This window comes from Rhodanobacter sp. G2-10 (genome assembly GCF_055809185.1).
In genome coordinates this window covers 1,582,428-1,608,606 of the sequence record NZ_CM147900.1, presented here as the reverse complement: position 1 = coordinate 1,608,606, position 26,179 = coordinate 1,582,428, and the positions used below count along the sequence as shown (strand labels likewise).

Below are 26,179 nucleotides of genomic sequence, written 5' to 3'. Positions count from 1 at the left end.
CCCATTCATTCTGCCCAGCAACTCAACGCGTTGATTGGCAACGTCCCATGACCATGCGTGACTTGTTCCCGACATCACATGCCGACACTCGACGGGACGAACCGTTGTGCGATGGCGCGGTAGTGCTGCGCGGTTTCGCGCTCGCCGGCGCGGCGGCCTTGTTGCAGGCGCTCGACACCATTGCTGCAAGGGCACCGTTCCGTCACATGACCACGCCCGGCGGATTTCGCATGTCGGTCGGCATGACCAATGCCGGGCCATTGGGCTGGATCAGTGATCGCCGTGGTTATCGTTACGACCCGATAGATCCGATGAGTGGCGAACCGTGGCCAGCCATGCCTCCGGAATTCCTTCGACTGGCTGTTGCCGCGGCCACGCATGCCGGTTTTGGCGATTTCGTGCCGGACGCCTGCCTGGTCAATCGCTACGCGCCCGGCACGCGGCTGAGCCTGCACCAGGATCGCGATGAACAGGACTATCGTCGGCCGATCGTATCGGTCTCGCTCGGCCTGCCGGCGACCTTTCTTTTCGGGGGACTGCAGCGGTCCGATCGCCCGCAACGTGTGCCGCTGGCACACGGGGATGTGGTGGTATGGGGCGGCCCGGCGCGATTGCGCTTTCACGGCGTATTGCCGCTGAAGCCCGGCCACCACGACCTGCTGGGGGAGTGCCGGATCAACCTCACCTTCCGGCGGGCTGGTCCTGGCCGGTAGCGCGAACACGCTGGCTGATCGGACTGATATCGGATGTCGGCTGGCTGCCAAGTTGCTACCCTCGACAGTCCATCCACCAACGGGGCAGGCATGGCTACTGACCACGGCATCCACACCATCGACACGGGCTTCGTACGGCCCGGCTTTGACGCCGCCTACCTCGTGGTGGAAGGCGGTCGCGGCGCGTTCATCGACTGCGGCACCAATCATTCCGTTCCACGCATGCTGGGCGCCCTCGACGCGGCGGGCCTCACCGCCGCCGACGTGGACTGGCTGATCCTCACCCACGTGCATCTGGACCATGCCGGTGGCGCGGGCGAGCTGATCGCACGCTTGCCGAACGCGCGTCTGCTGGTGCACCCGCGCGGTGCGCGCCACATGATCGACCCCTCGAAGCTGTGGGCCGGAGCCAGCGCCGTTTATGGCGAAGCCGTGATGGAGCGCGAATACGGGCGACTGCGGCCGGTGCCGGCCGAGCGCGTGGTCGAGGCCGAAGATCAGCACGAGATCAATCTCGCCGGCCGGATCCTGCGCGCCCTCGACACACCCGGGCACGCAAAACATCACAACGCAATCTACGACGAACAGGCGAACGTGTGCTTCACCGGCGATGTGTTCGGCCTGTCCTATCGCGAATTCGATACGCGGAACGGCCCATTCATCCTGCCGACCACCTCGCCAGTGCAGTTCGACCCGGATGAGCTGCATGCATCGATCGAGCGCCTGGTCGCACTGAAGCCTGCCGCGATGTATCCCACTCATTTCGGCCGTGTGGAAGACGTCAACCGTCTAGCCGCCGATCTGCACGTGCAGATCGACGCGATGGTGACGCTGGCACTAGACGCACGGGGAGCCGCCGATCGACATGCAACGCTGGTGGAGGGCCTGACCCAGCTGTACGCCGGGCGTGCCCGTGAGCACGGCTGGAAGGGAGGTCGCGACGGGCTGGAGCAACTGCTGCACATGGATATCGAACTCAATGCGCAGGGACTGGAGGTGTGGCTCGATCGTCCGCAACGAGAACCTGCCTGATCGCCGCAAGCGAATCGTTCAGGCCAGGCGCGTGCCGTCGGGAACGGGGCGCTCCAGTGCGGCAAGCACCACGCCATCGTCAGTCGGAAAGCCGGTGAGCAGGAACTGCGACCGAAACGGACCAATCTGCTTCTCGGGAAAATTGATCACGCCCACCACCTGTCGACCGAGCAGATCCTCAGCCTGGTAGAGCGCAGCGATCTGCGCACTAGTCTTCTTTTCCCCGTACGGGCCGAAGTCCACCCATACCTTCCAGGCCGGCTTGCGTGCCTCGGGGAAAGGCTCCACCCGGGTCACCGTCCCGGCCACGATCAGCACCTTCTGAAAATCGGCCCAGCTGATTTGTTCGGTCAACGTTTCGCTCATCCTTCCAACCTCGACTTCAGGCAATCACGACCTTGTTGCCACCAGTAGCTGGCTTGCGCAGCAAGGTAACCAAACGGTCGCCACGTGTTGTCCAGACCATAGTCGGCGAACTGCTTCCAGCTGTCATCGCCCTCGGCCAGCGCAGCGGCCAGCATTTCACCGGCAGCACAGGTAGGCGCCAAGCCATGCCCACCAAACCCCTGTGCCCACCACAGCCCGCCGCCATCGCCCCCGATCTGCGGCATCTGGTGTCGTGCATAGCTCATCAGGCCCGACCACGCATGGTCGACTTTCACACCGGCCAGCTGCGGAAAGACGCGCAGCAGATCCCTGGTCAACAGCCGCTTCACCGAGACAGGTGACCGATTGCATACCGAGATGCGTCCGCCCCACAACAAGCGGGTATCCGGCAGCGCGCGGTAATAGTCGAACGCGAAGCGGCTGTCGTAAATCGCGGCGCGAGTGCGCAGGCAATCATCCAGCCGATCGCCGAGCGGTTCGGTGACCATGACGTAGGTGGCGATCGGCAGGATGGCGCGGTCGATGGCCTTGCGCAGACCGGCCAGATAGCCGCCGCAGGCCAACACCACCTCGTCGGCGAGCACCTCGCCCTGTGCGGTCTGCAAACGCCACTGCAGACCTTCGCGTGCGAGACGGTGGACACCGCTACCCTCGTGAATGCGCACGCCCCGCCCGGCCGCGGCCGCGGCCAGCCCGATCGCGTAGTTGAGCGGATGCAGGTGCAGGGCATCACGCTCGAACAATCCGTCGTGATAGCGCTCGCTGCGAATGCAATGGCGCAGCTCCTCTTCAGGCAGCCATTGCCAGTCCACGCCATATTGTTCGGCCAGCCGTTGCTGGCGCTGCCGCAGCACGGCGGGATCTCGAAACCAGTTGGCCCAGATCACGCCGTCGTCCACCACATCGCAGTCGATGGCATAGTCGCTGACCCGCCGACGAATGCGATCGACTGCTGCGGTAGTGAGTCCGAACAGCGCCGCCGCCCTTTGCTCGCCCAGCTGATCGAGCAGCGCCTGTTCGCCCAGCGAATAGCCGGCGAACACGAAGCCTCCATTGCGACCGGATGCCCCGAAACCGATCTGTTCGCGCTCCAGCAGCACCACATCACGCACGCCACGCTCAGCCAGCCCGAGGGCGGTGTTGAGACCGGCAAAGCCACCGCCGATGATGGCGACGCGCGCGGCGACACGGCCCTGGAGGGGCTGGTAGGCAGCGTACGGCGTGGCCGTGGCGCGGTAGTAGGAAGTGGATACGGACGAGCTCATCTGCCAGATCGACCCATGCCAAAGCCCGGCACCGGGCAAACATGACTTTCCCTGCCTGCGGAACTACAACGCAGGACACGTTGGCCCGGACAATCGTGCTCCGTCACCCCGGTTCAGAGTTGGTCGAGAAACGCGCGCACCGTCGGCGCCAGTTTCGGATCCTGCATCGCCATATGCATGGTTGCGCGCACCAGGCCCGCCTTGTTGCCACAGTCGAACCGGGTCCCCTCGAAGCGGTAAGCAAGCACCTTGCCCTGCTCCTTCAGCATGGCCTCGATCGCGTCGGTAAGCTGGATCTCGCCGCCGGCACCGGGCGTGGTCTGCTCCAGCAACTGGAAGATGCGACCGGGCAACACGTAGCGGCCCACTACCGCCAGGTTCGACGGCGCGTCGGCCGGCTTGGGTTTTTCGACCATGAAGCGGATCGTCGCGCTCCGGTCGTCCAGTGGAGTAGCGTCGACAATGCCATATTTGTCGGTCTCGTCGTGCGGCACTTCCTCGACCGCGATCACGCCGGCCTGCTGCGCATCCGCCAACTCGGCCATCTGCCGCAATGCGCCGCGACCCTTTCCATTCCAGATGAGATCGTCGGGCAGGATCACGCCGAACGGTTCGTCGCCAACCACGGGCTTGGCACAGAGCACCGCGTGCCCCAGACCAAGCGCCTCGGGTTGGGTCACGAAGATGGCCCGCACGTGCCGCGGCAAGGTGCCCTGCACCAGTGCCAGCAGTTCGGCCTTGCCTTTCTCGTGCAACTTCGACTCCAGCTCGTAGGCCTTGTCGAAGTAGTCGGCGATCGCATGCTTGTAGCGATTGGTGACGAAGATCAGCGTATCGGCGCCAGCGTCCACCGCTTCATCGACAGCGTACTGGATCAACGGCTTGTCCAGTACTGGCAGCATTTCCTTGGCAACCACCTTGGTCGCCGGCAGGAAGCGCGTGCCGAGGCCGGCGACGGGGAATACCACTTTGCGCAGGGGCTTGCTCACTCATTGACCTCCGGATTGATACGACGGATCGACACCACGTTGTCCGGCTGCGCCGATTCGCTCCAACGGAACGAGGGCAGCAGACTGGACACGGAGCGGCGAAGCTCTTCCTCATCATAGGCATCGACGGCGCCGACCGTCTTGTTCAGCAGCGCCTGCAAAAGCTCCCATGACACCTCCCGGTGCTGTGCCAGGAAAATTTTCGGGTGGGAGGTGGCTCGATAATTCTCAAGAGGATGAAACAGCTCTTCGAACAGCTTTTCACCCGCGCGCAGGCCCGTATAGACGATCGGAATCTCGCTGCCCGGCTTCTTGCCGGCAAGGCGGATCATCTGTTCGGCAAGATCCCGGATCTTTACCGGTTCACCCATGTCCAGCGCGAAAATCTCGCCACCCTCGCCGATGCTCGCGGTCTGCAGGATCAGCTGGCAGGCCTCGGGAATGGTCATGAAATAGCGCGAAATCTCGGGATGGGTGACGGTCACCGGGCCACCGTCGCGGATCTGACGCCGGAACAGCGGCACCACGGAACCAGCCGAGTCCAGCACGTTGCCGAAACGCACGGTCATGAAGCGCGTGTCGGAATGCGCATCGAGGTTCTGACAGTAGATTTCGGCAACGCGCTTGCAGGCGCCCATCACGCTGGTCGGATTGACCGCCTTGTCAGTCGAAATCAGCACGAAACACGACACGCCGACGGCACGGGCCGCATCGGCCACGGTGCGGGTGCCAAGCACGTTGTTGAGAAACGCCGAACGCAATTGCATCTGCAGCATCGGCACATGCTTGTAGGCTGCCGCGTGAAACACCACTTGCGGTTGCGCCTCGGCAAATACCTTGCGCATGGCCGTCTCGTCGCAACAGTTTGCAAGCACGCCGTCGAGGATCAGATCGGGAAAGTCAGCACGCAATTCCTGGGTGATTCGATACAGGTTGTATTCGCTCACCTCGACCACGGTAAGCGCCTGGGCACCAAGGCGGGCAACCTGCCGGCACAACTCCGAACCAATCGAACCACCGCCACCGGTCACCAGCACGCGCCGACTGCTCAAGGTCTCGCGGATGGCGGTCCAGTCCAGTTCCACCGCGTCACGACCCAGCAGATCCTCGATCGCCACTTCCTTGATCTGGTTCATGTAAGCACGGCCCGCCACCACATCCTCGAGCCGAGGTACCGTCCGGTACGGCAGGTCCGTGATGTCGCACAAGCCCACCACGCGCCGCATTTCGGCCGTGGACGCGCCGGGCAAGGCAATAAGGAGCATGTCCACCGCCGCCTCACGCGCCAGCTGGGGCAATTGATCCAATCGACCCAACACCGGATGGCCATTGATGCTGGCGCCGCGTAGGCTCGGGTTGTCGTCGACGAACCCGACCACGGCATAGCGATTGTCGCGGCGCAGGTCGCGGCAAAGCACCTCGCCAGCCCGGTCGGCACCGACGATCAGTACCCGCTTCGCGGTCTTGCCCTTGAACAGGTCGGCGCGGCTGTCCTTCCAGTAGCGGTAGGCCAGCCGGGGACTGCCCAGCAGCAGGGCAAGAATGCCCGGGTACAGCAACATGACCGAACGTGGAACGCCTTCCAGTCGATCATAGAGAAACAGCGACACGCCGATGGCCAGCGAACCGATGATCGATGCACGCACGATGTTCCACAGATCGGGCAGGCTGGCGAAGCGCCAAACACTCTTGTAGAGGCCGGTCCAGCGGAAGATCAGCCCTTGTACCAGCAACACCAGGGGAAACTCGAGCAGCTGGAAACTGACTACTTCGTCGGGTCGCAGGGCGTAACGCAGCCATTTGGCGATCCACCAGGCGATGGCAGCAATCAGCAGGTCGTGCAACACGACTGCTATCCGCGGATGGATGACTCCGACAAACTTACGAAATGACATGGGGAGCCTTGTTCGCGTTGTGCCGCAACAAGCGACGTTTCAGGTACAGCCACGTGGCTGCAGCAACCGCATAGACGACCATGGTAACGGTCAACGCCACGTGCAGATGACTCCACGCCAACCAGGCCATTGGCGCCGCCACCAGCAGGTTCCAGCCCATATAGACCGAATCCACCCTTGCATGGGTCCGACCGCGCCGCACCAGCCATTGGTAGAGATGCTCGCGGTGAGCCGCGTACCAGCGCCGCCCCAGCCACATCCGCGCCAGCAGGGTAAGACTGGCATCCATCATGAACGCGGAAGACAGGATCAGCGCCGGCCACAACAAGGCATGATCAATCCGCCATAGCATCGCGCCGAACGCAAAGATCAGCAAGCCCACACTACCGCTGCCTACATCGCCCATGAAGATTCGCGCCGGTGGCCGGTTGAAGAGCCAGAAGCCCAGCGCAGACACCGCCAGACACCCGGTCAGCAAGGCCAGCATCGGCTGATGTGCCGCCCAGGCCAACGCAGCCAGGCCGCTACCGACGAAAATCGCCTGCTGCGCCAACAGCCCGTCGATGCCATCCATGAAATTATGCAGGTTGATGCTCCAGGCACCCACGAGCAGCAACAACGGCAGCCACCAGCATGACGTGCCGGCAGCCCCCAGACCTGCCGAGAACAGCGCAACTGCCAGCAACTGCGCGGCAAAACGCGGCAACACCGGCAGCGACCGGTGATCATCCCACCAGCCAGCCAGCGCCACCAGCAGCAGCGCCGCGCACAGGCCAGCCAGCATCGGATGCCCAGACCCGCCCATCGATCCGCCCCAGCCTGCCCCGCCCAAACAGATGAGCATGGCCACGACGATGCCGATGCCGCCACCGCGAGGCGTCGGAATATCGTGCGAGCGGCGCTGCCCAGGCAGATCCAGCATGCCGCGTCGCCGCGCATAGCCGATCGAGGCGCCCACCAGCAATACGGTGATCAAGAAGCTAGTCAGCAACCATCCAATGGTCATCAGGATCGTCATGTCACTCGCCGGCAACTCCGTGTATCGGCCGGATCGTACTCCAGCTCTTGCAGCTGGGGCATTGCCAGTGATGCGCCTTGGCGCCGAAGCCGCAACGGTTGCAACGATACATCGCCTGGCCTTCGAGCAACTTCCGGGTCAGATCGCGCAAGATCAGGAAATTCTCCCGCGCCTCGCCCTCGATCTTGTCCATCGTGGCGTCGAGCAAGGTCATCAAACCGCGTACTGACGGCCGCTGACGCAACTGTGCCGTCAGAAAATCGATGGCGGCGCGCTCGCCGTCGCGTTGCCGATAAATGCGAGCCAGCGCCAGGATCGGCGACACGCCGTGGTAGCGCCCGAGCATGTCGCTCAGGAACGCTTCGGCGCGCGCCATCTGTTGTGACCGGGCATAACTGTCCAGCAGCGGCGGCAGGATGTCAGGGGTGAATGCGCTGTCGGCGTGGATCGCTGCCTCGAACGCATCGATGGCCTCGGCGTGCTGGCCGTCCTCGGCCTGCATGCGCCCGGTAATCATGAACGCGCGCACGCAGTCGGACTGGCACTCGAACGCCTGACGCAGGTAGTCGCGCGCTTCCGCTCGCGCGCCATGCTGGCGTGCACGCTCGGCCAGCTCGCAATAGAACTGGGCGATCATCGGCGCCTCGTCTTCGCCAGTCATCACCTCGAGGCGCCGAGCATGCTCGATGGCCTTGTGCCAATCGCGCTCGTGTTGATAGATCGCGATCAGATGTCGCAGCGCCGAGGGCGCGTGCGAATCCATCGCGACCAGATCGGCGAACAACGCTTCGGCGCGGTCGAGCAGGCCTGAACGCATGTAGTCTTCGCCCAGTTCCAGCAGCGCCACGGTCTTCATCGCCTCGGACAAACCGGGCCGCGACACCAGGTGTTGATGCAAGCGGATCGCCCGGTCCACTTCGCCACGCCGGCGGAACAGGTTGCCCAGTGCCAGGTGCGTCTCGACCGTGTCGCGATTGTATTCGGCCAGTTTCAGGAAGACTTCGATCGCCTTGTCCTGCTCTTCGTTGAGCAGGTAGTTCAGGCCTCGGAAGTAATCCGACGACAGCTCGCTGACTTCAGCGCCGGAACGCCGCGCTCCGATCTGGCGCGAGGCCCACCACCCGAGCACGAACGCCACGGGCAACAACGCAGCCAGCACGTAAAGTGGATTCATGACTTGACCGTCGGCTTCCTGTCCGCGCGGGAAGGCTGGCGCGACTTGCGTGGCCGCGATCCCAGCCATGCGGTCAGCCCGCCAAGCAACCAGCCGACCACCAGTGCTCCCAGCAGCGCCGCACCCTTGGGCAGCTGCAGCTGGGCAAATCCGAAGTCGTAACCGACCATGCCGGCATTGAGCGCTCCCAGCACGATACCGGCGGCAACAAAGATGACCAGGGTGATGATGGCAAGCAATCGCATGATTGAACTCTACCTGATTGATCCTGACTGGCACAGGAGGCACAAGGCCGCTTCCATCGGCAGCCGGACTGCGCTACCCGTGTCAAGCAAACGACAGCCAAAGAAAAGGCAGGACCGACTCACGCCGCCTGCCTCGGGTCTGATCTTGATGGACGCCTCAGTCGGCGTCCTTGCCCAGATCAAGGTTGACGCGTTCGCGCAATTCCTTGCCTGGCTTGAAATGAGGAACGTGTTTGCCCGGCAAGGCCACGGCTTCGCCGGTCTTCGGATTGCGTCCCATCCTGGGCGGCCGGTAGTGCAGCGCGAAGCTGCCGAACCCGCGCACCTCGATGCGCTCGCCCTGGGAGAGGGCCTGGCTCATCTGCTCGATGACGCTCTTGACGGCCATCTCGACATCGGCAAACGCGAGGTGGGTCTGGCGCCGTGCCAGCGCTTCGATCAATTCGGATTTGGTCATGGGCCCCAATGTCCGTGACGTGAAACAGCGGGGCGGCGATTGCCGCCCCGCGTCGTGCTTGCAACTGGCGATCAATCGGCCTTGTTGAACTGTTCCTTCAACAACGCGCCGAGCTTGGTCGTGCCGCTGGCGGCCGAGGAGTAATCCACGGCTGCCTCGGGCGCATCTTCCTCGTCCTTGGCGCGAATCGAGAGCGACAGCTGACGACCCTTGCGATCCATGCCGGTGAACTTCGCTTCCACCGCGTCCCCGACTTTCAGGTGCTGGGTGGCATCGTCGATGCGCTCCTTGGCGATGTCGTTGGCGCGCAGGTAACCCTCGACGCCTTCGCCCAGATCAATCACCGCGCCCTTGGCGTCGACTTCCTTGACGGTACCGTTGACGATCGTGCCACGCGGATTGGCCGCCATGAACTGACCGAACGGGTCCTGTTCCATCTGCTTGATGCCCAGCGAGATACGCTCGCGCTCGGGGTCCACGGCCAGCACCACGGCTTCGATCTCTTCGCCCTTCTTGAAATCGCGAACGAGATCTTCGCCGGACACCTGCCAGGAGATGTCGGACAGGTGCACCAGGCCGTCGATGCCGCCTTCCAGGCCGATGAACACGCCGAAGTCGGTGATCGACTTGATCTGGCCGGAAACCTTGTCGCCCTTCTTGTGCATGGCGGCGAAGGCTTCCCACGGGTTCGAGCGGGTCTGCTTGATGCCCAGCGAGATGCGGCGACGCTCTTCATCCACGTCCAGCACGGTCACTTCGGTCTCGTCGCCGACCTGCACCACCTTGGCCGGGTTGACGTTCTTGTTGGTCCAGTCCATCTCGGACACGTGCACCAGGCCTTCCACGCCCGGCTCGATCTCGACGAAACAGCCGTAATCGGTGACGTTGGAGACCTTGCCGAAGATGCGGCTGCCGACCGGGTAACGACGCGAGATGTTCACCCACGGATCGTCGCCCAGCTGCTTCAGGCCCAGCGAAACGCGGTTGCGCTCCTTGTCGTACTTCAGCACGCGCACGTCCAGCTCGTCGCCGACGTTGACCACTTCGGACGGATGACGCACGCGCTTCCACGCCATGTCGGTGATGTGCAGCAGGCCGTCGATGCCGCCCAGGTCCACGAACGCGCCGTAATCGGTGAGGTTCTTGACCACGCCCTTGATGACGGCACCTTCGACCAGGCGCTCCAGCAGCTTCTCGCGCTCTTCGGAGAACTCGGTCTCGACGACGGCGCGGCGGCTGACCACCACGTTGTTGCGCTTGCGGTCCAGCTTGATGATCTTGAACTCGAGTTCCTTGCCCTCGAGATAGGTCGGCTCGCGCACCGGGCGCACGTCGACCAGCGAGCCCGGCAGGAATGCGCGGACGTCCTTGATGTCGACGGTGAAGCCGCCCTTGACCTTGCCGGAAATCATGCCGGTGATGGTCTCTTCCTTGTCGAACGCCTGCTCCAGGTCGTCCCACACCATCGAGCGCTTGGCTTTCTCGCGCGACAGCTTGGTCTCGCCGAAACCGTCTTCCAGGGCTTCGAGGGCTACCTTCACCTCGTCGCCAACCTGCACTTCCAACTCACCGTCTTCGCCCTTGAACTGGTCAATCGGGACGATGCCTTCGCTCTTCAGGCCTGCGTTGATCACGACAACGTCATTGCGGATTTCCACAACGATGCCGGTAACGATGGCGCCGGGCTTCAGCTTGGCAATGGCCTGCTGGCTCTGTTCAAACAGTTCGGCAAAACTTTCAGTCATGTTGATTCCATAGTGGGAAAAGACCGTATGTCCACTGCGCTCGGATGGGTTGTTGCGCAGGAACTATCCGGTCCACCGGTTGGGGGTGCTTAAGGTGGCTCGCGCAGAGCCGACCGTTGTCACCGTGGGTCAAAACCCCCTGCCACGGCAGGGGCACAAAAGCCGCCGCACCATCCGATCAGGACCGCACGACGGCAAATACTTTCGCGACGACCTCGTCGATAGCCATGCCCGTGGTATCCACGAGGACAGCATCATCGGCAGGCTTGAGTGGCGCGACGGCACGCGATGCATCACGGCTGTCACGCGCCTCAATTTCACGCTGAAGGCCGCCAAGTGTAACGCTGAGTCCCTTTTCCTTCAACTGCTTATAGCGCCTTTTCGCCCGTTCGGCGGCGCTTGCCGTCAGGAATACCTTGTGCGCCGCATCGGGGAAGATGACGGTGCCCATGTCGCGCCCGTCCGCCACCAGCCCGGGCGCTTTGCGAAAGCCCAGTTGCAGCGCCACCAGGGCCTCGCGCACGGTCGGCATCGAGGCGATGGCCGAGGCCGCCGCGCCTGCGGTCTCGGTACGCAACTCGTCGGTAGCGTCGTGGCCGTTGACGATCACCCGGGTCTCACGCCCATCCGTTGCCGCCCGGAACTGGATTTTCGTGTTCTGCGCGCAACGGGTCACCGCCTCCACATCCGACAGGTCCACCCCGCCCATGCCCGCGGCATACCCCACAGCGCGGTACAGCGCGCCCGAATCCAGCAGTCGCCAACCCAGCCGCTCGGCCACCAGGGCGCTGACAGTACCCTTGCCCGATCCCGACGGTCCATCGATGGTGAGTACGGGAACTGGGGCGGCATGGGTCATGACAGCATCCTGGCAACATAAGTAAAAGCGGGCAGTCTAACGCGTTGACCCCGCTGAAATCGCGTGCTATCTAGCCCCTCTGCCCCAGCCTGCAAGCGATGGTCTTCCCAATCCATGAATGATCTTCGCCGCGAGTTCGACCAAGCCGCCCGGGATGTCCAGCGGCTGGCCAAGCGACCAGACAACGACACCCTTCTGAAACTGTACGCGCTGTACAAACAGGCTTGCGAGGGCGATCTGAAACGCGCCGCGCCCGGCTTTTTCGACTTCGTCGGCACGGCCAAACATGAAGCCTGGCTCCAGTTGAACGGTGTTCCGGAAGAGGAAGCCATGCGCCGCTACATCGCGCTGGTGCACCAGTTGCTCGCCTGAAAAGTGTCGCCTCTTCGATACGGCGCTTGCTTTCGGAGGGCGAACACCGGCACATTCATACGATCGTTTGAGCCGCCAGTGGATCGCATGAATTACCCCAACCTGTTTGCCCCGCTCGACCTGGGCCACATCACCCTGCCCAACCGGATCCTGATGGGGTCGATGCATACCGGGCTGGAAGACAAGGCCGGCGACTACGACAAACTGGCCGCGTATTTCGCCGAACGCGCCGGTGGCGGCGTGGGCTTGATGGTCACCGGCGGCATTGCGCCCAGTATCGAAGGCTGGCTGAAACCATTCGGGGGCAGGCTCACCATGCCCTGGCACAAGCCGCGCCATCGCAAACTCACCAGGGCCGTGCACAGCGAGGGCGGGCGCATCTGCATGCAGATTCTGCACGCGGGACGCTACGGCTATCACCCATTGTCGGTGGCACCTTCCAGAATCAAGTCACCGATCACGCCGTTCACCCCCCGCGCGCTTTCTGCGCGAGGGGTGGAGCGAACCATCAACGACTTCGTCCATTGCGCAAGGCTTGCGCAGGACGCACGTTATGACGGCGTCGAAATCATGGGTTCGGAAGGCTATCTGATCAACGAGTTCATCGCCGCGCGCACCAACCAGCGCGACGATCGCTGGGGTGGCGACGCCGCCCGGCGCATGCGCTTTCCGGTGGAGATCGTGCGGCGCACCCGCGAAGCCGTCGGGCGCGATTTCATCATCATCTATCGCCTTTCCATGCTCGACCTGGTGAAAGGCGGCCAGGACTGGCCCGAGGTGGTGGCGCTGGCCAAGGCCATCGAAACCGCCGGCGCCAGCATCATCAATACCGGCATCGGCTGGCATGAAGCACGCATCCCGACCATCGTCACCAGCGTTCCGCGCGCCGGCTTTGCCTGGGTGACCCGAAAGCTCAAGGGCGAAGTGGGTATTCCGCTGGTTGCCACCAACCGGATCAACATGCCCGACGTGGCCGAACACATCCTGGCCGAGGGCGAAGCCGACATGGTGTCGATGGCGCGCCCGTTGCTGGCCGATCCGGCCTGGGCCATCAAGGCGAAAACGGGTCGCAGCGAGCGGATCAATACCTGCATTGCCTGCAATCAGGCCTGCCTCGATCACGTATTCCAGAACCGCCGGGCCAGTTGCCTGGTCAATCCGCGCGCCTGCCATGAGACGGAACTGAAGATCGAACCCGCCGCCGTCCGAAAACGCATCGCCGTGGTCGGCGCCGGACCCGCCGGCATGGCCTGCGCCAGCGCGCTTGGCGAACGTGGACACCAGGTAACCCTGATCGACGGCGCCGACGAGATCGGCGGCCAGTTCAACTATGCCAAGCAGATACCCGGCAAGGAAGAATTCCACGAGACGCTGCGCTACTTCCGGCACCAGTTGGCCGACATGGGCGTCGACGTCCGGCTGGGGGAGACGGCCGACGTGGCTTCGCTGCGAGATGGCGGTTATGACGAGGTCGTGATCGCCACCGGCATCACGCCGCGCCGGGTCACTTTTTCCGGCAGCGATGATCCGCGCGTGCTCGGCTATCTCGACGTGCTGGCACGACACCAACCGGTCGGTGCCAAGGTGGCCATCATCGGTGCCGGCGGCATCGGATTCGATGTCGCCGAATACCTGGTGGAGGCAGCCCCCTCACCCACGACCGAGGTAGACCGCTGGGCCCGCCAATGGGGCGTGGACATGAAGCTGGAACAGCGCAGCGGACTGCAGCTCCCGCGCCCTGAAGCGCCGGAACGACGGGTCTGGTTGCTTCAGCGCAGCGAGGGACGTCTCGGTGCACGACTGAACAAGACCACGGGCTGGGTGCATCGGGCCACCCTGAAAGCCAAGCAGGTCACCATGCTGGGCCAGGTCCGCTATGAACGCTTCGATGATCAGGGCCTGCACGTCAGCGTCGACGGCAAAGCGCAAGTTCTCCCGGTCGACAACGTCGTCGTGTGCGCCGGGCAGGAGTCCAACCGCGAACTGGCCGACGATTTGATCGCGGCCGGCCTGATCGTGCACGTGATCGGCGGCGCCGACGTCGCAGCAGAGCTGGACGCCAAGCGCGCCATCGATCAGGGCACCCGGCTGGCCAGCACGATCTGAGGTGTGCTGGCGATCAACGGCGAAAAAGAAAGCGCCCCGCAGGGGAGACGCATCGACATGGGTTCAGGGGGGGGAGTTGAACCAGATGTCGTATTTAGCGTCGCTGCGGGGCGAGGGCCGCCGCCACTAGGGGGGAGGGGAAGTGGCGGGACGGGTGGCAGTTTATGATCGACGCGATAAAGTATCCAATATATATTTCGCGCCTCATTAATACGATATCGCTATATGTTTGACTTCCGCCAGTTGCGCTATTTCGTGGCCGTCGCCGAGGAGCTCAGCTTCACGCGTGCGGCCCTGCGCCTGCACATTTCCCAGCCGCCGCTGTCCCAGCAGATCCAGTCGCTGGAACAGGATCTGGGTGCCCGCCTGCTGGATCGCAACAAGCGCCACGTCAAACTGACTGAACCGGGCCGGGTCTTTCTGGATCAGGCGCGCCAGATCCTGGCCAAGGCGGACGAGGCACGCAGCCAGGTTGCCGCCGCAGCCGCCGGATACAGCGGCCATTTGCGGCTGGCCTACACGGTTTCCGTCTCGTTTCACCCTACATTGCCGCGAACCTTGCTGCGCTACGGCCAGATTGCGCCCAGGGTCGCCCTGAAGCTGGTCGAGATGTATACCGAACCGCAGTTTGCCGCCCTGCTCGCCGAGGAAGTCGATGCCGGCTTCGTGCGTAGCGAACCGGTGCATGCGCAGGATGTTCGCCGTCTGCGGCTGAGTGTGATCGACCGCGAGCCCCTGCTGCTGGCCATGCCGGCCGGTCATCCCCTGGCGGGACGCAGCAGCATCAGTCTCGCCGAAGTGGCCGGCGACGCATTCGTCGCCCAGCCCCGCGCGCTCGCTGCCACGCTGTACGATCGCTTGGTCACGCTGGCAAACAACGCCGGATTCCAGCCCTCCATCGTGCAACAGGCCCAGCAGATCAACGGTTTGCTGGTCCTGGTCGCCGCTGGCCTGGGGCTCGCCCTGGTGCCGGCGAGCATACGTTCGGTGCACCTGGCTGGTGTCTGTTATGTGCCGCTGGAGGATCCCGATGCCTTCCTGTTGCTGGCGGTTGCTTGTCGGGCCGACGACCAGTCTCCTGCCCTGCAACAATTTCTGGCAACCGTGACGGAAACGTCCATTGCAGCGGGCTTGTGAGCTGCCAATGGAATGGCTATACTTGGGAGCTTGAATTTTTCTTTTAGTGTCAGGAGCTGGCCGTGAAGGTGCTTAACTCTTTGAAGTCCGCCAAGGCGCGGCACCGCGACTGCAAGATCGTGCGTCGTCGCGGCAAGGTGTTCGTGATCTGCAAGAGCAACCCCCGTTTCAAGGCTCGTCAGCGCTGAGTCAAGCGCGGCGATGCCACGAAAAGGGCCGCATCCGCGGCCCTTTTTTGTGGCTGGACATCCAGGCCGCGGCGACTTCACCGCGCCCGGAGCCATCTCATTCGTAGCGGACGTCGATGATTTCGTAATGCTTGACGCCATTGGGCGCAGTGAACTCGAAGCTGTCGCCGGCACTCTTGCCGATCAGTGCACGAGCGATCGGCGACGACACCGCGATCAGTCGCTGCTTGATGTCGGCCTCGAGGTCGCCCACGATCTGGTAGGTCACCGCCGCACCGCTGTCCTCGTCCTCGAGATCGACAGTCGCGCCGAACACGACCTTCTTGCCTGGGTTGAGGCGGGCTATGTCGATGACTTCAGCCGTCGACAGCAAGCCCTCCAGCTGCGCAATCCGTCCCTCCGTGAAGCTCTGCAGCTCACGCGCCGCGTGGTACTCGGCGTTCTCCTTGAGATCGCCGTGCGCGCGCGCTTCGGCAATCGCGGCGATGATGCGCGGGCGATCCGTTGATTTGAGTTTTTCGAGTTCCGCACGCAGGCGTTCGGAGCCGGCTTTGGTGATCGGGGCGCGACTCATGAGCTGAGCTCCTTGTGCAATTCCTGCAGATTGTGTACTTCACCATCGCCGCGGAAGTCCAGCGAATGCACCAGCGCACGGGCGCCGGCCACGGTCGTGGAATAGGTGACGCGATGCTGCAACGCTTCGCGCCGGATCGAGAAGGAATCGGCAATGGCCTGCTTCCCTTCGGTGGTGTTGACGATATAGGCAATTTCGCCGTTCTTGATCGCGTCGACGATGTGCGGGCGCCCTTCGAGCACCTTGTTGATGCGTTCGCAGGGCACGCCGTGCGCGGCCAGGAAACTGGCCGTGCCGGAAGTCGCCACCAGGCTGAAACCCCGCACAATGACCTCCTTGGCCACCGGCAACAGGAGTTCCTTGTCGCCATCCCGCACCGACAGGAACATCTTGCCTCCCGTCGGAGGGTGGATGCCTGCCGCTTCGTGAGCGCGCGCGAATGCCGCACCGAAACTGCGGCCCACGCCCATCACCTCGCCGGTGGAACGCATCTCCGGGCCAAGAATCGGGTCGACGTTCTGGAACTTCAGGAACGGGAAAATCGCCTCTTTCACCGAATAATAGGCCGGAATGACTTCCCGAACCGCGCCCAGGCTGGCGAGGGTCCGCCCGGCCATCACGCGGGCCGCGACCTTCGCCAGCGGCACGCCCGTGGCCTTGGATACGAACGGCACGGTCCGCGAGGCACGCGGATTCACTTCCAGGATGTAGACGGTTTCCCCCTGGATCGCGAACTGCGTGTTCATCAGGCCGACGACTTTCAGTTCCTTCGCCATCGCGGTGACCTGGCGCCGCAATTCATCCTGCACCTCAGCGTTCAGCGAATACGGCGGCAGCGAGCAGGACGAGTCGCCGGAGTGCACGCCGGCCTCCTCGATGTGTTCCATGATGCCGCCCACCAGCACGTTGCCCTCGGCGTCGGCGATCACGTCCACATCCACTTCCACCGCATGATCGAGGAAGCGATCCAGCAGCACGGGCGAATCGTTGGAAACCTTTACCGCATCGCGGATATAGCGCGACAAGTCGGTGTCATCATGTACCACTTCCATCGCGCGACCGCCGAGCACGTAGCTCGGGCGCACCACCAGCGGATAGCCGATCTCGCGCGCCAGCGCCAGCGCCTCGTCGGCATTGCGCGCGGTGCGATTGGGCGGCTGTTTCAGCCCGATCTTTTCGATCATGTGCTGGAAGCGTTCGCGATCCTCGGCCAGATCGATCGAATCCGGGCTGGTGCCAATGATCGGCACGCCGGCCGCCTCCAGCGCACGCGCCAGCTTCAGCGGGGTTTGCCCGCCGTACTGCACGATCACGCCCTTGGGCTTTTCCAGATGCACGATTTCCAGCACGTCTTCCAGCGTCACTGGCTCGAAGTACAGGCGGTCGGAGGTGTCGTAATCAGTCGAGACCGTTTCGGGATTGCAGTTGACCATGATGGTTTCGTAACCATCCTCGCGCAGCGCCAGCGAGGCGTGCACGCAGCAATAGTCGAACTCGATGCCCTGCCCGATCCGGTTCGGGCCGCCGCCTAGCACGATGATCTTCTTGCGGTCGGTCGGGTGCGCCTCGCATTCTTCCTCGTAGGTCGAATACATGTAGGCGGTGCTGGTGGCGAACTCGGCGGCGCAGGAATCCACTCGCTTGTAGACCGGGCGCACGCCCAGCGTGTGGCGCAGATGCCGCACCGAGGCCTCGTCCGTATCCAGCAATTCGGCAATCCGCGCGTCGGCGAAACCGAGCCGCTTCAGCTCACGCACCCGCGGCGCGTCGAGCGCCGTGATGCCCTGCTCGGCAATCTCGGCTTCGGCCAGCACGATGTCCTCGAACGCGGCAAGGAACCAGGGGTCGACCTTGCTCAGGTCGTGCACCTCCTCCAGCGTCAGCCCGGCGCGAAACGCGTCAGCCAGATGGAATACCCGATCCGGGCGCGGTTCACGCAGTTCCCGCTTGAGCGTGGCCAGGCCCGTATCGGAACTGATATCCAGATCGGTCGGGTTGAGCCCGGTCTTGCCGATTTCCAGTCCACGCAGCGCCTTCTGCAGCGCTTCATGGAAGGTACGACCCATCGCCATCACCTCGCCCACCGACTTCATCTGCGTGGTGAGACGGGCGTCGGCGGATGGAAATTTCTCGAACGCGAAGCGCGGAATCTTGGTGACCACGTAGTCGATGGTCGGCTCGAACGAAGCCGGCGTGAGTCCACCGGTGATGTCGTTCTTCAGCTCATCCAGCGTGTAGCCAACCGCCAGTTTCGCCGCGATCTTGGCGATCGGGAAACCGGTGGCTTTGGAGGCCAGCGCCGACGAGCGCGACACGCGTGGATTCATCTCGATGACAACGACGCGACCATCGGCTGGATTGATGCCGAATTGCACGTTTGAACCACCGGTGTCCACGCCGATCTTGCGCAGCACCGCGATCGAGGCGTCGCGCAGGCGCTGGTATTCCTTGTCGGTAAGCGTCTGCGCCGGCGCCACGGTGATCGAGTCGCCGGTATGCACGCCCATCGGGTCGAGGTTCTCGATCGCGCAGACGATGATGCAGTTGTCCGCCGTGTCGCGAACCACTTCCATTTCGAACTCTTTCCAGCCAAGCACCGATTCCTCGACCAGCACCTCGCCCACCGGCGAGAGCTCCAGGCCATGCTTGACGACCTCCTCGAACTCTTCAAGGTTGTACGCGATGCCGCCACCAGTGCCACCCAGCGTGAAGCTGGGCCGGATCACGGTCGGGAAGCCCACCTTGGCCTGGACCTCGAGCGCCCGTTCGAAGGTGCGCACGATTTCGGCCTTGGGGGATTCCAGCCCGATCTCCCCCATCGCCACGCGGAACAATTCGCGGTCCTCGGCCATGCGGATCGCCTCGCGCCGGGCACCGATCAATTCGACGTCATACTTCTCCAGCACACCATGATCAGCCAGTTCGAGAGCGCAGTTGAGGGCCGTCTGGCCACCCATCGTGGGCAACACGGCGTCAGGTCGCTCACGCGCAATGATGCGCTCCACGGTCCGCCAGTTGATCGGCTCGATGTAGACCGCGTCGGCGGTATCCGGGTCGGTCATGATCGTGGCGGGGTTGGAATTCACCAGGATGACCCGGTAGCCCTCTTCCTTGAGCGCCTTGCAGGCCTGTGCGCCGGAATAGTCGAACTCGCAGGCCTGGCCGATCACGATCGGTCCGGCTCCGATGATGAGGATGCTCTTGATATCGGTACGCTTGGGCATCTCAGCGGGACTCCTGCATCAGTTCGGCGAAACGTTGGAACAAATAGCCGACATCGTGCGGACCAGGACTCGCCTCGGGGTGGCCCTGGAAACAGAATGCCGGGCGATCAGTCAGCGCGAAGCCCTGCAACGACCCGTCAAACAGGGACACATGGGTAACACGCACATTCGTCGGCAGGCTGGCAGGGTCAACGGCAAACCCGTGATTCTGCGAGGTGATCAGCACGCGGCCGTCATCCATATCCTTGACCGGATGATTGGCGCCATGGTGGCCAAATTTCATCTTCAGCGTCTCGCCGCCCAGGGCCAGGGCCATCAACTGGTGGCCAAGGCAGATGCCGAACAGGGGAATCTTCGCGTCGAGGAAGGAGCGCACCGCCGCGATGGCGTATTCGCATGCCGCCGGATCACCGGGGCCATTGGACAGGAACACGCCATCCGGTTGCATCGCCAGCACGTCGGCGGCGGGCGTCTGCGGCGGTACCACGGTGACGTCGCAGCCCTGTTCGGCCAGCAGGCGCAGGATATTGAGCTTGGTGCCGAAGTCGTAGGCCACCACCTTGAAACGTATTTCCGGCTGGTTGAAGGCGACGCGATCCAGATCGTAGACACCCTGGTTCCAGGCATACGATTTGGCAGTCCCGACCACCTTGGCCAGATCCATGCCGTCCAGGCCGGGAAAAGCGCGCGCCTTGGCCAGCGCGTCGTCCAGGTCGATCTGCTCCGCCGCCACGATGCAACCGGCCAGCGCGCCCTTTTCGCGCAGAATGCGGGTGAGCCGCCGCGTGTCGATGCCGGCGATCGCCACCGTGCCATGACGCGTGAGGTAATCGGACAGGCTTTCCTTGCTGCGCCAGTTGCTGGCACGGCGCGGCACGTCGCGTACGATCAAACCGGCCGCGTGCACGACGGCGGACTCCACGTCCTCGTCATTGGTGCCGGTATTGCCAACGTGTGGATAGGTCAGGGTGACCAACTGGCGCGCATAGGAGGGATCGGTGAGGATCTCCTGATAGCCGGTCATCGCGGTGTTGAAGACCACCTCACCGATGGTTTCACCGGCGGCGCCAACGGCATGACCATGGAACACGCTGCCATCTTCAAGGGCAAGCAGAGCGGGTAGAGGCATTGCGATATCCGCCTTTTTTGATACAGCAAAGTCCGCAAGCCGCCGTATCGCTGGCTTGTGGTGCTTGGGAGGGAATTAAATCCGGGCGGGTGGAAATGATAGGCCGCGACCGCGTTTCTGTCCACCTTACGCTTACTGAACCGGCGACTTTCCCTGTATCCGGTCCTGGCCTGCCGAGCGTTACACTAGTAGCCTTTTCAACGGAGCTGAAGACCTCATGCGTGCCACCGTTCTGCTCGATCCCGCGCGCCTTGACCGCCCGGATACCACGGTGCTGCACCAACCCTTTCCGTTCATGGTGGCGCACGGCCAGCTGCCGGACGAGATACGCGGCGACCTGGATCGCGACTTTCCGCGTTTCCCCAGCGCGGGCTTCTTTCCCTACGATCCGAGCGACTGCGGGCCCAGCGTAAACACCTTGATTGAAAACATGACATCCCCAGCCTTTGCCCAGGCAATCGGAAAGCGCCTTGGCATCGAGAATCTGGGGCAGTATCCGACCTTGGTGACCTTGTGCCGGCTACTGAACAAGCGACACGGCACCATCCACACCGACAGCAAATCGAAGATTGCCACCGCGCTGCTCTACCTGAATCCGCAGTGGCCCGACACCAGCGATGGCTGCCTGCGCTTCCTGCACCGTATCGACGACATCGACAGCGTGGTGGTGCCGGAGCTGACGCCTCTTTATGGCGAGTTCGCGGTATTCAAACGCTGCGAAAATTCGTTCCACGGCCATTTGCCGTACGAGGGCGAGCGGCGGGTCATCCAGGTCGCATGGCTTACCAGCGAAGAGGAAAAGCTGCGCAAGACCAAGCGCGGGAAGTTCTCGCGGGCATTCAAGAAAGTGTTCGGGAAGCTGGACACCAAACTGGGCGCCGGTCGCGATCGCAGCGCATCACACCCCGACTGACCAATTGGTCTCAGCGGGAGGTGGTGATCACGTCATCAAGCTGCCAGTGACCAGGCTTCTGGTCGGCCAGCCAGTACGCCGCTTGCAGTGCGCCGCGTGCGAACACCGACCGATCGGTCGCACGATGGGTCAGCTCCAGCCGCTCGCCCTGCCCGACCAGCAAGGCGGTATGCTCGCCGACGATATCGCCGCCACGAACCACCGCAAAACCGATGCACCCTTCGCCCCGCGTACCGGTTTGCCCTTCGCGACTGTAAACCGAGGTCGCCTCCAGCGTGGTTTCCCGCGCATCAGCGGCAGCACGACCCAACGCCAGCGCCGTACCCGAGGGAGCGTCCTGCTTGCGGCCGTGGTGAGCCTCGACAATCTCCAGATCCCAGGCCGGCAGCGCCGCTGCCGCTTCCCGCAACAGGCGCGTCAACACTGCCACGCCAAGACTGAAATTGGCGGCACGAAGAATCGCGATATGCTCGCCGGCCGCGGTGAGTCGCCCTTCCAGCGCCGCATCGAGGCCCGTGGTGCCGCTTGCCAGCGCCGTACCATGCGCCAGGCAGTGATCGAGGGCTGCCGCCAGGCCGGTCGGGCCGCTGAAGTCGATGACCACGTCGATGGCCGGCGCAGCATGCCAGTCATGCGCATAACGCAGCGCATCCGTGCTGCCGGGAAACACCGGCTGACCATCTTCCGCCGAACCGGGCGCCACGACCGCATGCCGCAGCACGAAGCGTGGGTCCTCGCCGAGCAACCCCAGCAGCGCACTGCCCATGCGACCAGAGGCACCATTGATGGCGAGGCGGACAGGGCGTGGCATCGATCGTGTGCTCCGGTGGGTGAAATGTTTTTACGCCGTGACCTTTGACCAGAAATCCTTGACGCCATCGACCCAGCCCTTGGCACGCGGCGTGTGCTTGCCCGCGTCACTGCCGGCAAAGGAGGCTTCCAGGGACTCCAGCAACTCGCGCTGCTGCTTGGTCAGGCGTACCGGAGTTTCCACCACCACGCGACAGATCAGGTCACCATGCCGGCTGCTGCGCACCGATTTCACGCCACGTCCGCGCAGCCGGAACTGTGCGCCGGTCTGGGTTTCCGGTGGAATGCTGATTGGTACCTCGCCTTCCAGCGTCGGCACGGGCAGTTCGGCGCCCAGCGCCGCCTGCGAAAAACGGATCGGCAGCTCGCAGTACAGGTCGCTGCCTTCGCGCTGGAAGATCGCATGTTCGCGCACGTGCACTTCCACATACAGGTCACCCGCCGGCGCGCCGGACGGACCAGCCTCGCCCTGCCCGCTCAGGCGGATGCGATCGCCGTTGTCGACGCCTTCGGGGATCTGCACCGACAGCGTGCGCGTTTCCTCGATGCGTCCTTCGCCGTGGCATTTCCTGCACGGCTTCTCGATCGTCTGGCCGGTCCCTCCGCAATGCGGGCAGGCCTGCTGGATCGAAAAAATGCCGTTCTGCATGCGTACCTGGCCGTGGCCGTGACAGGTCGCGCACTTGCTGACCTTGCCGTCCTCCGAACCACTGCCGTTGCAGTGATGGCAGTTGACCTGGGTGGGAATCTCGATCTGTCGGCTGACACCGAACACGGCCTCTTCCAGATCCAGCTCCATGATGTAGCGCAAATCGGCACCGCGACGGGCACGACCGCGACCGCCACCACTCCTGCCGAAAATATCGCCGAAAATATCGCCAAAAATGTCGCCGACATCTCCAAAACCGGCGCCACCGCGACCGCCCATGCCGTGCTCGAACGCCGCGTGGCCATGCTGATCGTACATCGCGCGCTTCGAAGGATCGGACAAAACCTCGTAGGCCTCCTTGGCCTCCTTGAACTTGTCCTGCGCCGCCGGGTCATCCGGACAGCGATCCGGATGGTATTTCATCGCCAGTCGACGAAACGACTTCTTCAGTTCGACCTCGCCGACGCTGCGTTCGACACCCAGCACTTCGTAGTAGTCACGCTTGCTCATCTTGCATCCAGATTGCCTTGTTGCGCCCCTGCCGACCGGCGACAACGAATATCACCTCACCACACAGCCCGCGCCAGGAAATCCCGGCGCGGGCTGGTGAACGTCGACCCTGCCGACAGTGGCTGCCGGTCAATGATTACTTGTCGTCCTTGACCTCGGTGAACTCGGCATCCACCACGTCATCGGGCTGGGCCGAACCACCCGGCGCCGACTGTGCGCCATCTTCCGGCGACGCGCCGCCTTGCCCTTGTGCAGCCGCATACAACGCCTGCGCAACCTGCTCCAGTTTCTCGACCTTGGCCTCGATCGCCGCCTTGTCCTCGCCGTCCTTGACCTTCTCCAGGTCGGACAAGGCGCCTTCGATCGAGCTGAGCTGATCCGCCGGCACATTGCCGCCATGCTCCTTCATGGCACTGCGCGTGGCGTGCACCAGCTGGTCGGCCTTGTTGCGGGTGGCCACCAACTCGTGGAACTTCTTGTCCTCTTCCTTGTTCGCCTCGGCGTCGGCGACCATGCGCTGGATCTCTTCCTCGGACAGGCCCGAACCGGCCTTGATCTCGATCTTCTGTTCCTTGCCGGTCTTCTTGTCCTTGGCCGACACGTGCAGGATGCCGTTGGCGTCGATGTCGAAGGTGACCTCGATCTGCGGCATGCCGCGCGGGGCCGGATCGATACCCTGCAGGTCGAACTTGCCCAGCGACTTGTTGGCGTTGGCGCGCTCGCGCTCGCCCTGCAGCACGTGCACCGTCACCGCGGTCTGGTTGTCGTCGGCGGTGGAGAAGGTCTGCGCGGCCTTGGTCGGCACCGTGGTGTTCTTCTCGATCAGCTTGGTCATCACGCCGCCCATCGTCTCGATGCCGAGCGACAGCGGAGTCACGTCCAGCAGCAGCACGTCCTTGACCGAACCACCCAGCACGCCGCCCTGGATCGCCGCGCCCACGGCAACGGCCTCGTCCGGGTTGACGTCCTTGCGCGGGTCCTTGCCGAAGAAGTCCTTGACCGCTTCCTGCACCTTGGGCATGCGGGTCTGGCCGCCGACCAGGATCACGTCGTTGATGTCGGACACACGCAGGCCGGCATCATTGAGCGCGGTACGACACGGCTCGATGGTGCGCTTGATCAGGTCTTCCACCAGCGCCTCGAGCTTGGCCCGGGTCAGCTTGATGTTGAGGTGTTTCGGACCGGAGGCGTCAGCCGTCACGTACGGCAGGTTCACGTCGGTCTGGTGATTCGAGGACAGTTCGATCTTGGCGCGCTCGGCAGCGTCCTTCAGGCGCTGCAGGGCAAGCGGATCCTTGCGCAGGTCGATGCCCTGCTCTTTCTGGAACTCGTCGACCAGGTAGTCGATGACGCGCATGTCGAAGTCTTCGCCACCGAGGAAGGTGTCGCCATTGGTGGCCAGCACTTCGAACTGCTTCTCGCCGTCGACTTCCGCGATCTCGATGATCGACACGTCGAAGGTGCCGCCACCGAGATCGTAGACCACGATCTTGCGGTCGCCGCCCTTCTTGTCCAGGCCATAGGCCAGCGCGGCCGCGGTGGGCTCGTTGATGATGCGCTTGACTTCCAGGCCCGCGATCTTGCCGGCGTCCTTGGTCGCCTGACGCTGGCTGTCGTTGAAGTAGGCCGGCACCGTGATCACCGCTTCGGTGATGGTCTCGCCAAGATAATCCTCGGCGGTCTTCTTCATCTTCATCAGCACCTTGGCCGAGATCTCCTGCGGCGCCATCTTCTTGCCGTCAGAGGTTTCGACCCACGCATCACCGTTGTCATGCGCAACGATGCCGAACGGCACGATACCCAGGTCCTTCTGTACCTCGGCATCGCTGAACTTGCGACCGATCAGGCGTTTCACTGCGTAGAAAGTATTCTTCGGGTTGGTCACGCCCTGGCGCTTGGCCGAGGCGCCCACCAGCACTTCACCGTCCTTGTTGAAGGCGACGATGGATGGCGTGGTGCGATCGCCCTCCGAGTTCTCGATGACCTTGGCGGTGCTGCCGTCCATCACGGACACGCAGGAATTGGTGGTACCCAGGTCGATGCCGATGATCTTGCCCATGTTCATGCTCCGAATCTATTGGCGGCCCCCGCGGCCGCGATGGTTTCCAGATGGGGTTTTGCTGCGGCGATTCAATGCCGGCGGCGCCCCTGATTTGATTTCTCGATCCGCGTCGACGGGGCGATACGCCCGCCGATGCTGCTGCCTTCAGTCTTTCGCCACGGCAACCAGGGCCGGGCGCAGCAGACGATCGTTCAACACGTAACCTTTCTGCAGCACGCTGACCACCGTGCCCGGCGCCTTGCCGGGCGCATCGACCATGCTCACTGCGTGGTGGCGCTCCGGGTCGAGCGGCTGACCCATCGGGTCGACCTGGGCCATGCCATGGTTTTCCGCCACTTTCAGCAAGGCCTTGAGCGTGAGGGTGAGCCCCTCGCGCATCGAGGCCATGTCGCCGCTCTCGACCGCCAGGCCGCTCTCCAGCCCGTCGTACACCGGCAGCAGTTCGTTCAGCAATTTCTCATTGGCAAATCGCCGCGCCTGCTCCAGGTCGCGATGCAGCCGACGACGCTGGTTCTCGATCTCGGCCTTTTCCCGCAACACGGTTTCGTGCAGTTCGTTGTTGGTCGCCTCCAGTTCGGCCACGCGGGCCTGCAACATGGCGATTTCGCTGGCGGCGGACTCCTCCGGCGCATCATGTTCCTGCGCCTCGTCATGCGGCTGAGCGTCGTTGTTTTGCATGCATCACTCCAAACATAAGTCCACGGCCGGCACGATGGCCCGCCATCC

General features: G+C 63.4%; 24 protein-coding genes. 7 read left to right on the top strand and 17 right to left on the bottom strand.

The features are described from left to right. Positions 1-47: 47 nt before the first annotated feature. Positions 48-713 carry a DNA oxidative demethylase AlkB gene (gene alkB / locus AC0L58_RS07395; protein ID WP_473688154.1) on the top strand — a complete coding sequence of 222 codons (666 nt, stop codon included), beginning with the start codon at positions 48-50 and terminating at the stop codon, positions 711-713. 90 nt (positions 714-803) lie between these two features. Beyond that, positions 804-1,745 (top strand): MBL fold metallo-hydrolase, encoded by a 942-nt coding sequence (locus tag AC0L58_RS07390; protein ID WP_473688152.1) that lies wholly within the window; start codon positions 804-806, stop codon positions 1,743-1,745. An 18-nt stretch (positions 1,746-1,763) separates the two neighbouring features. Here AC0L58_RS07390 and AC0L58_RS07385 read toward each other — a convergent pair whose 3' ends face one another. The 10 genes from AC0L58_RS07385 to cmk form a co-directional block, all read right to left on the bottom strand. Then, positions 1,764-2,111, bottom strand: a complete 348-nt coding sequence (locus tag AC0L58_RS07385) for a tRNA-binding protein (RefSeq protein WP_473688149.1) — start codon at positions 2,109-2,111, stop codon at positions 1,764-1,766. Next, positions 2,108-3,397, bottom strand: a complete 1,290-nt coding sequence (locus tag AC0L58_RS07380; protein WP_473688147.1) for an NAD(P)/FAD-dependent oxidoreductase — start codon at positions 3,395-3,397, stop codon at positions 2,108-2,110. The genes AC0L58_RS07385 and AC0L58_RS07380 overlap by 4 nt, the downstream gene beginning before the upstream one ends. A 113-nt stretch (positions 3,398-3,510) precedes the next feature. Further along, positions 3,511-4,386, bottom strand: a complete 876-nt coding sequence (galU, locus tag AC0L58_RS07375) for a UTP--glucose-1-phosphate uridylyltransferase GalU (RefSeq protein WP_473688145.1) — start codon at positions 4,384-4,386, stop codon at positions 3,511-3,513. Further along, a complete protein-coding gene (locus tag AC0L58_RS07370) occupies positions 4,383-6,281 on the bottom strand; it encodes a polysaccharide biosynthesis protein (protein ID WP_473688143.1) in 1,899 nt (632 codons plus the stop codon). The genes galU and AC0L58_RS07370 overlap by 4 nt, the downstream gene beginning before the upstream one ends. Continuing rightward, positions 6,268-7,293, bottom strand: coding sequence for an MraY family glycosyltransferase (locus tag AC0L58_RS07365; RefSeq protein WP_473688632.1), 1,026 nt, complete (start codon positions 7,291-7,293; stop codon positions 6,268-6,270). The genes AC0L58_RS07370 and AC0L58_RS07365 overlap by 14 nt, the downstream gene beginning before the upstream one ends. 7 nt (positions 7,294-7,300) lie before the next feature. Beyond that, positions 7,301-8,473 (bottom strand): lipopolysaccharide assembly protein LapB, encoded by a 1,173-nt coding sequence (gene lapB / locus AC0L58_RS07360; protein ID WP_473688141.1) that lies wholly within the window; start codon positions 8,471-8,473, stop codon positions 7,301-7,303. Then, positions 8,470-8,718 (bottom strand): LapA family protein, encoded by a 249-nt coding sequence (locus AC0L58_RS07355; RefSeq protein WP_473688139.1) that lies wholly within the window; start codon positions 8,716-8,718, stop codon positions 8,470-8,472. Before AC0L58_RS07355 ends, lapB begins: the two co-directional genes overlap by 4 nt. 157 nt (positions 8,719-8,875) lie before the next feature. Then, positions 8,876-9,175 carry an integration host factor subunit beta gene (locus tag AC0L58_RS07350; protein WP_473688137.1) on the bottom strand — a complete coding sequence of 100 codons (300 nt, stop codon included), beginning with the start codon at positions 9,173-9,175 and terminating at the stop codon, positions 8,876-8,878. 71 nt (positions 9,176-9,246) lie between these two features. Continuing rightward, positions 9,247-10,920 carry a 30S ribosomal protein S1 gene (gene rpsA / locus AC0L58_RS07345; RefSeq protein WP_473688135.1) on the bottom strand — a complete coding sequence of 558 codons (1,674 nt, stop codon included), beginning with the start codon at positions 10,918-10,920 and terminating at the stop codon, positions 9,247-9,249. Between the two features lie 178 nt (positions 10,921-11,098). Then, entirely contained in the window at positions 11,099-11,779 is a 681-nt protein-coding gene (gene cmk / locus AC0L58_RS07340; protein ID WP_473688133.1) for a (d)CMP kinase, read from the bottom strand. A 114-nt stretch (positions 11,780-11,893) separates the two neighbouring features. On the opposite strand from cmk, the gene AC0L58_RS07335 reads away from it, so the two are divergent. The 4 genes from AC0L58_RS07335 (at position 11,894) to ykgO (ending at position 15,582) form a co-directional block, all read left to right on the top strand. Beyond that, entirely contained in the window at positions 11,894-12,151 is a 258-nt protein-coding gene (locus AC0L58_RS07335) for an acyl-CoA-binding protein (protein ID WP_473688131.1), read from the top strand. A gap of 87 nt (positions 12,152-12,238) precedes the next feature. After that, entirely contained in the window at positions 12,239-14,257 is a 2,019-nt protein-coding gene (locus AC0L58_RS07330; RefSeq protein ID WP_473688130.1) for an oxidoreductase, read from the top strand. Positions 14,258-14,482: 225 nt separating this feature from the next. Continuing rightward, on the top strand, positions 14,483-15,394 hold the full coding sequence (locus tag AC0L58_RS07325) for a LysR substrate-binding domain-containing protein (protein ID WP_473688128.1): 912 nt from the start codon (positions 14,483-14,485) through the stop codon (positions 15,392-15,394). A 62-nt stretch (positions 15,395-15,456) separates the two neighbouring features. After that, positions 15,457-15,582 (top strand): type B 50S ribosomal protein L36, encoded by a 126-nt coding sequence (gene ykgO, locus AC0L58_RS07320; protein ID WP_007080705.1) that lies wholly within the window; start codon positions 15,457-15,459, stop codon positions 15,580-15,582. A 97-nt stretch (positions 15,583-15,679) separates the two neighbouring features. Here the strand turns inward: ykgO and greA are convergent, their stop codons facing one another. From greA to carA, 3 genes are read right to left on the bottom strand one after another with little or no spacing between them, the layout of a single operon-like run. Continuing rightward, positions 15,680-16,156 (bottom strand): transcription elongation factor GreA, encoded by a 477-nt coding sequence (gene greA, locus AC0L58_RS07315; protein WP_473688125.1) that lies wholly within the window; start codon positions 16,154-16,156, stop codon positions 15,680-15,682. Continuing rightward, positions 16,153-19,380 carry a carbamoyl-phosphate synthase large subunit gene (gene carB / locus AC0L58_RS07310; RefSeq protein ID WP_473688123.1) on the bottom strand — a complete coding sequence of 1,076 codons (3,228 nt, stop codon included), beginning with the start codon at positions 19,378-19,380 and terminating at the stop codon, positions 16,153-16,155. The genes greA and carB overlap by 4 nt, the downstream gene beginning before the upstream one ends. 1 nt (position 19,381) lies before the next feature. Further along, positions 19,382-20,509 carry a glutamine-hydrolyzing carbamoyl-phosphate synthase small subunit gene (gene carA / locus AC0L58_RS07305; RefSeq protein ID WP_473688121.1) on the bottom strand — a complete coding sequence of 376 codons (1,128 nt, stop codon included), beginning with the start codon at positions 20,507-20,509 and terminating at the stop codon, positions 19,382-19,384. 217 nt (positions 20,510-20,726) lie between these two features. Here carA and AC0L58_RS07300 point away from each other — a divergent pair, with 217 nt between their 5' ends. Further along, positions 20,727-21,422, top strand: a complete 696-nt coding sequence (locus tag AC0L58_RS07300; RefSeq protein WP_473688119.1) for a 2OG-Fe(II) oxygenase family protein — start codon at positions 20,727-20,729, stop codon at positions 21,420-21,422. Positions 21,423-21,432: 10 nt separating this feature from the next. On the opposite strand, the gene dapB is transcribed toward AC0L58_RS07300, so the two are convergent. From dapB to grpE, 4 genes are all read right to left on the bottom strand, one after another. Beyond that, on the bottom strand, positions 21,433-22,233 hold the full coding sequence (gene dapB, locus AC0L58_RS07295; protein ID WP_473688117.1) for a 4-hydroxy-tetrahydrodipicolinate reductase: 801 nt from the start codon (positions 22,231-22,233) through the stop codon (positions 21,433-21,435). Between the two features lie 30 nt (positions 22,234-22,263). Continuing rightward, on the bottom strand, positions 22,264-23,391 hold the full coding sequence (gene dnaJ, locus AC0L58_RS07290; RefSeq protein WP_473688116.1) for a molecular chaperone DnaJ: 1,128 nt from the start codon (positions 23,389-23,391) through the stop codon (positions 22,264-22,266). 136 nt (positions 23,392-23,527) lie between these two features. Further along, positions 23,528-25,450: a molecular chaperone DnaK gene (gene dnaK, locus AC0L58_RS07285; protein WP_473688114.1), complete on the bottom strand. Its 1,923-nt coding sequence runs from the start codon at positions 25,448-25,450 to the stop codon at positions 23,528-23,530. A gap of 147 nt (positions 25,451-25,597) precedes the next feature. Continuing rightward, positions 25,598-26,131 (bottom strand): nucleotide exchange factor GrpE, encoded by a 534-nt coding sequence (gene grpE, locus AC0L58_RS07280; protein WP_473688112.1) that lies wholly within the window; start codon positions 26,129-26,131, stop codon positions 25,598-25,600. Between the last annotated feature and the right edge of the window lie 48 nt (positions 26,132-26,179).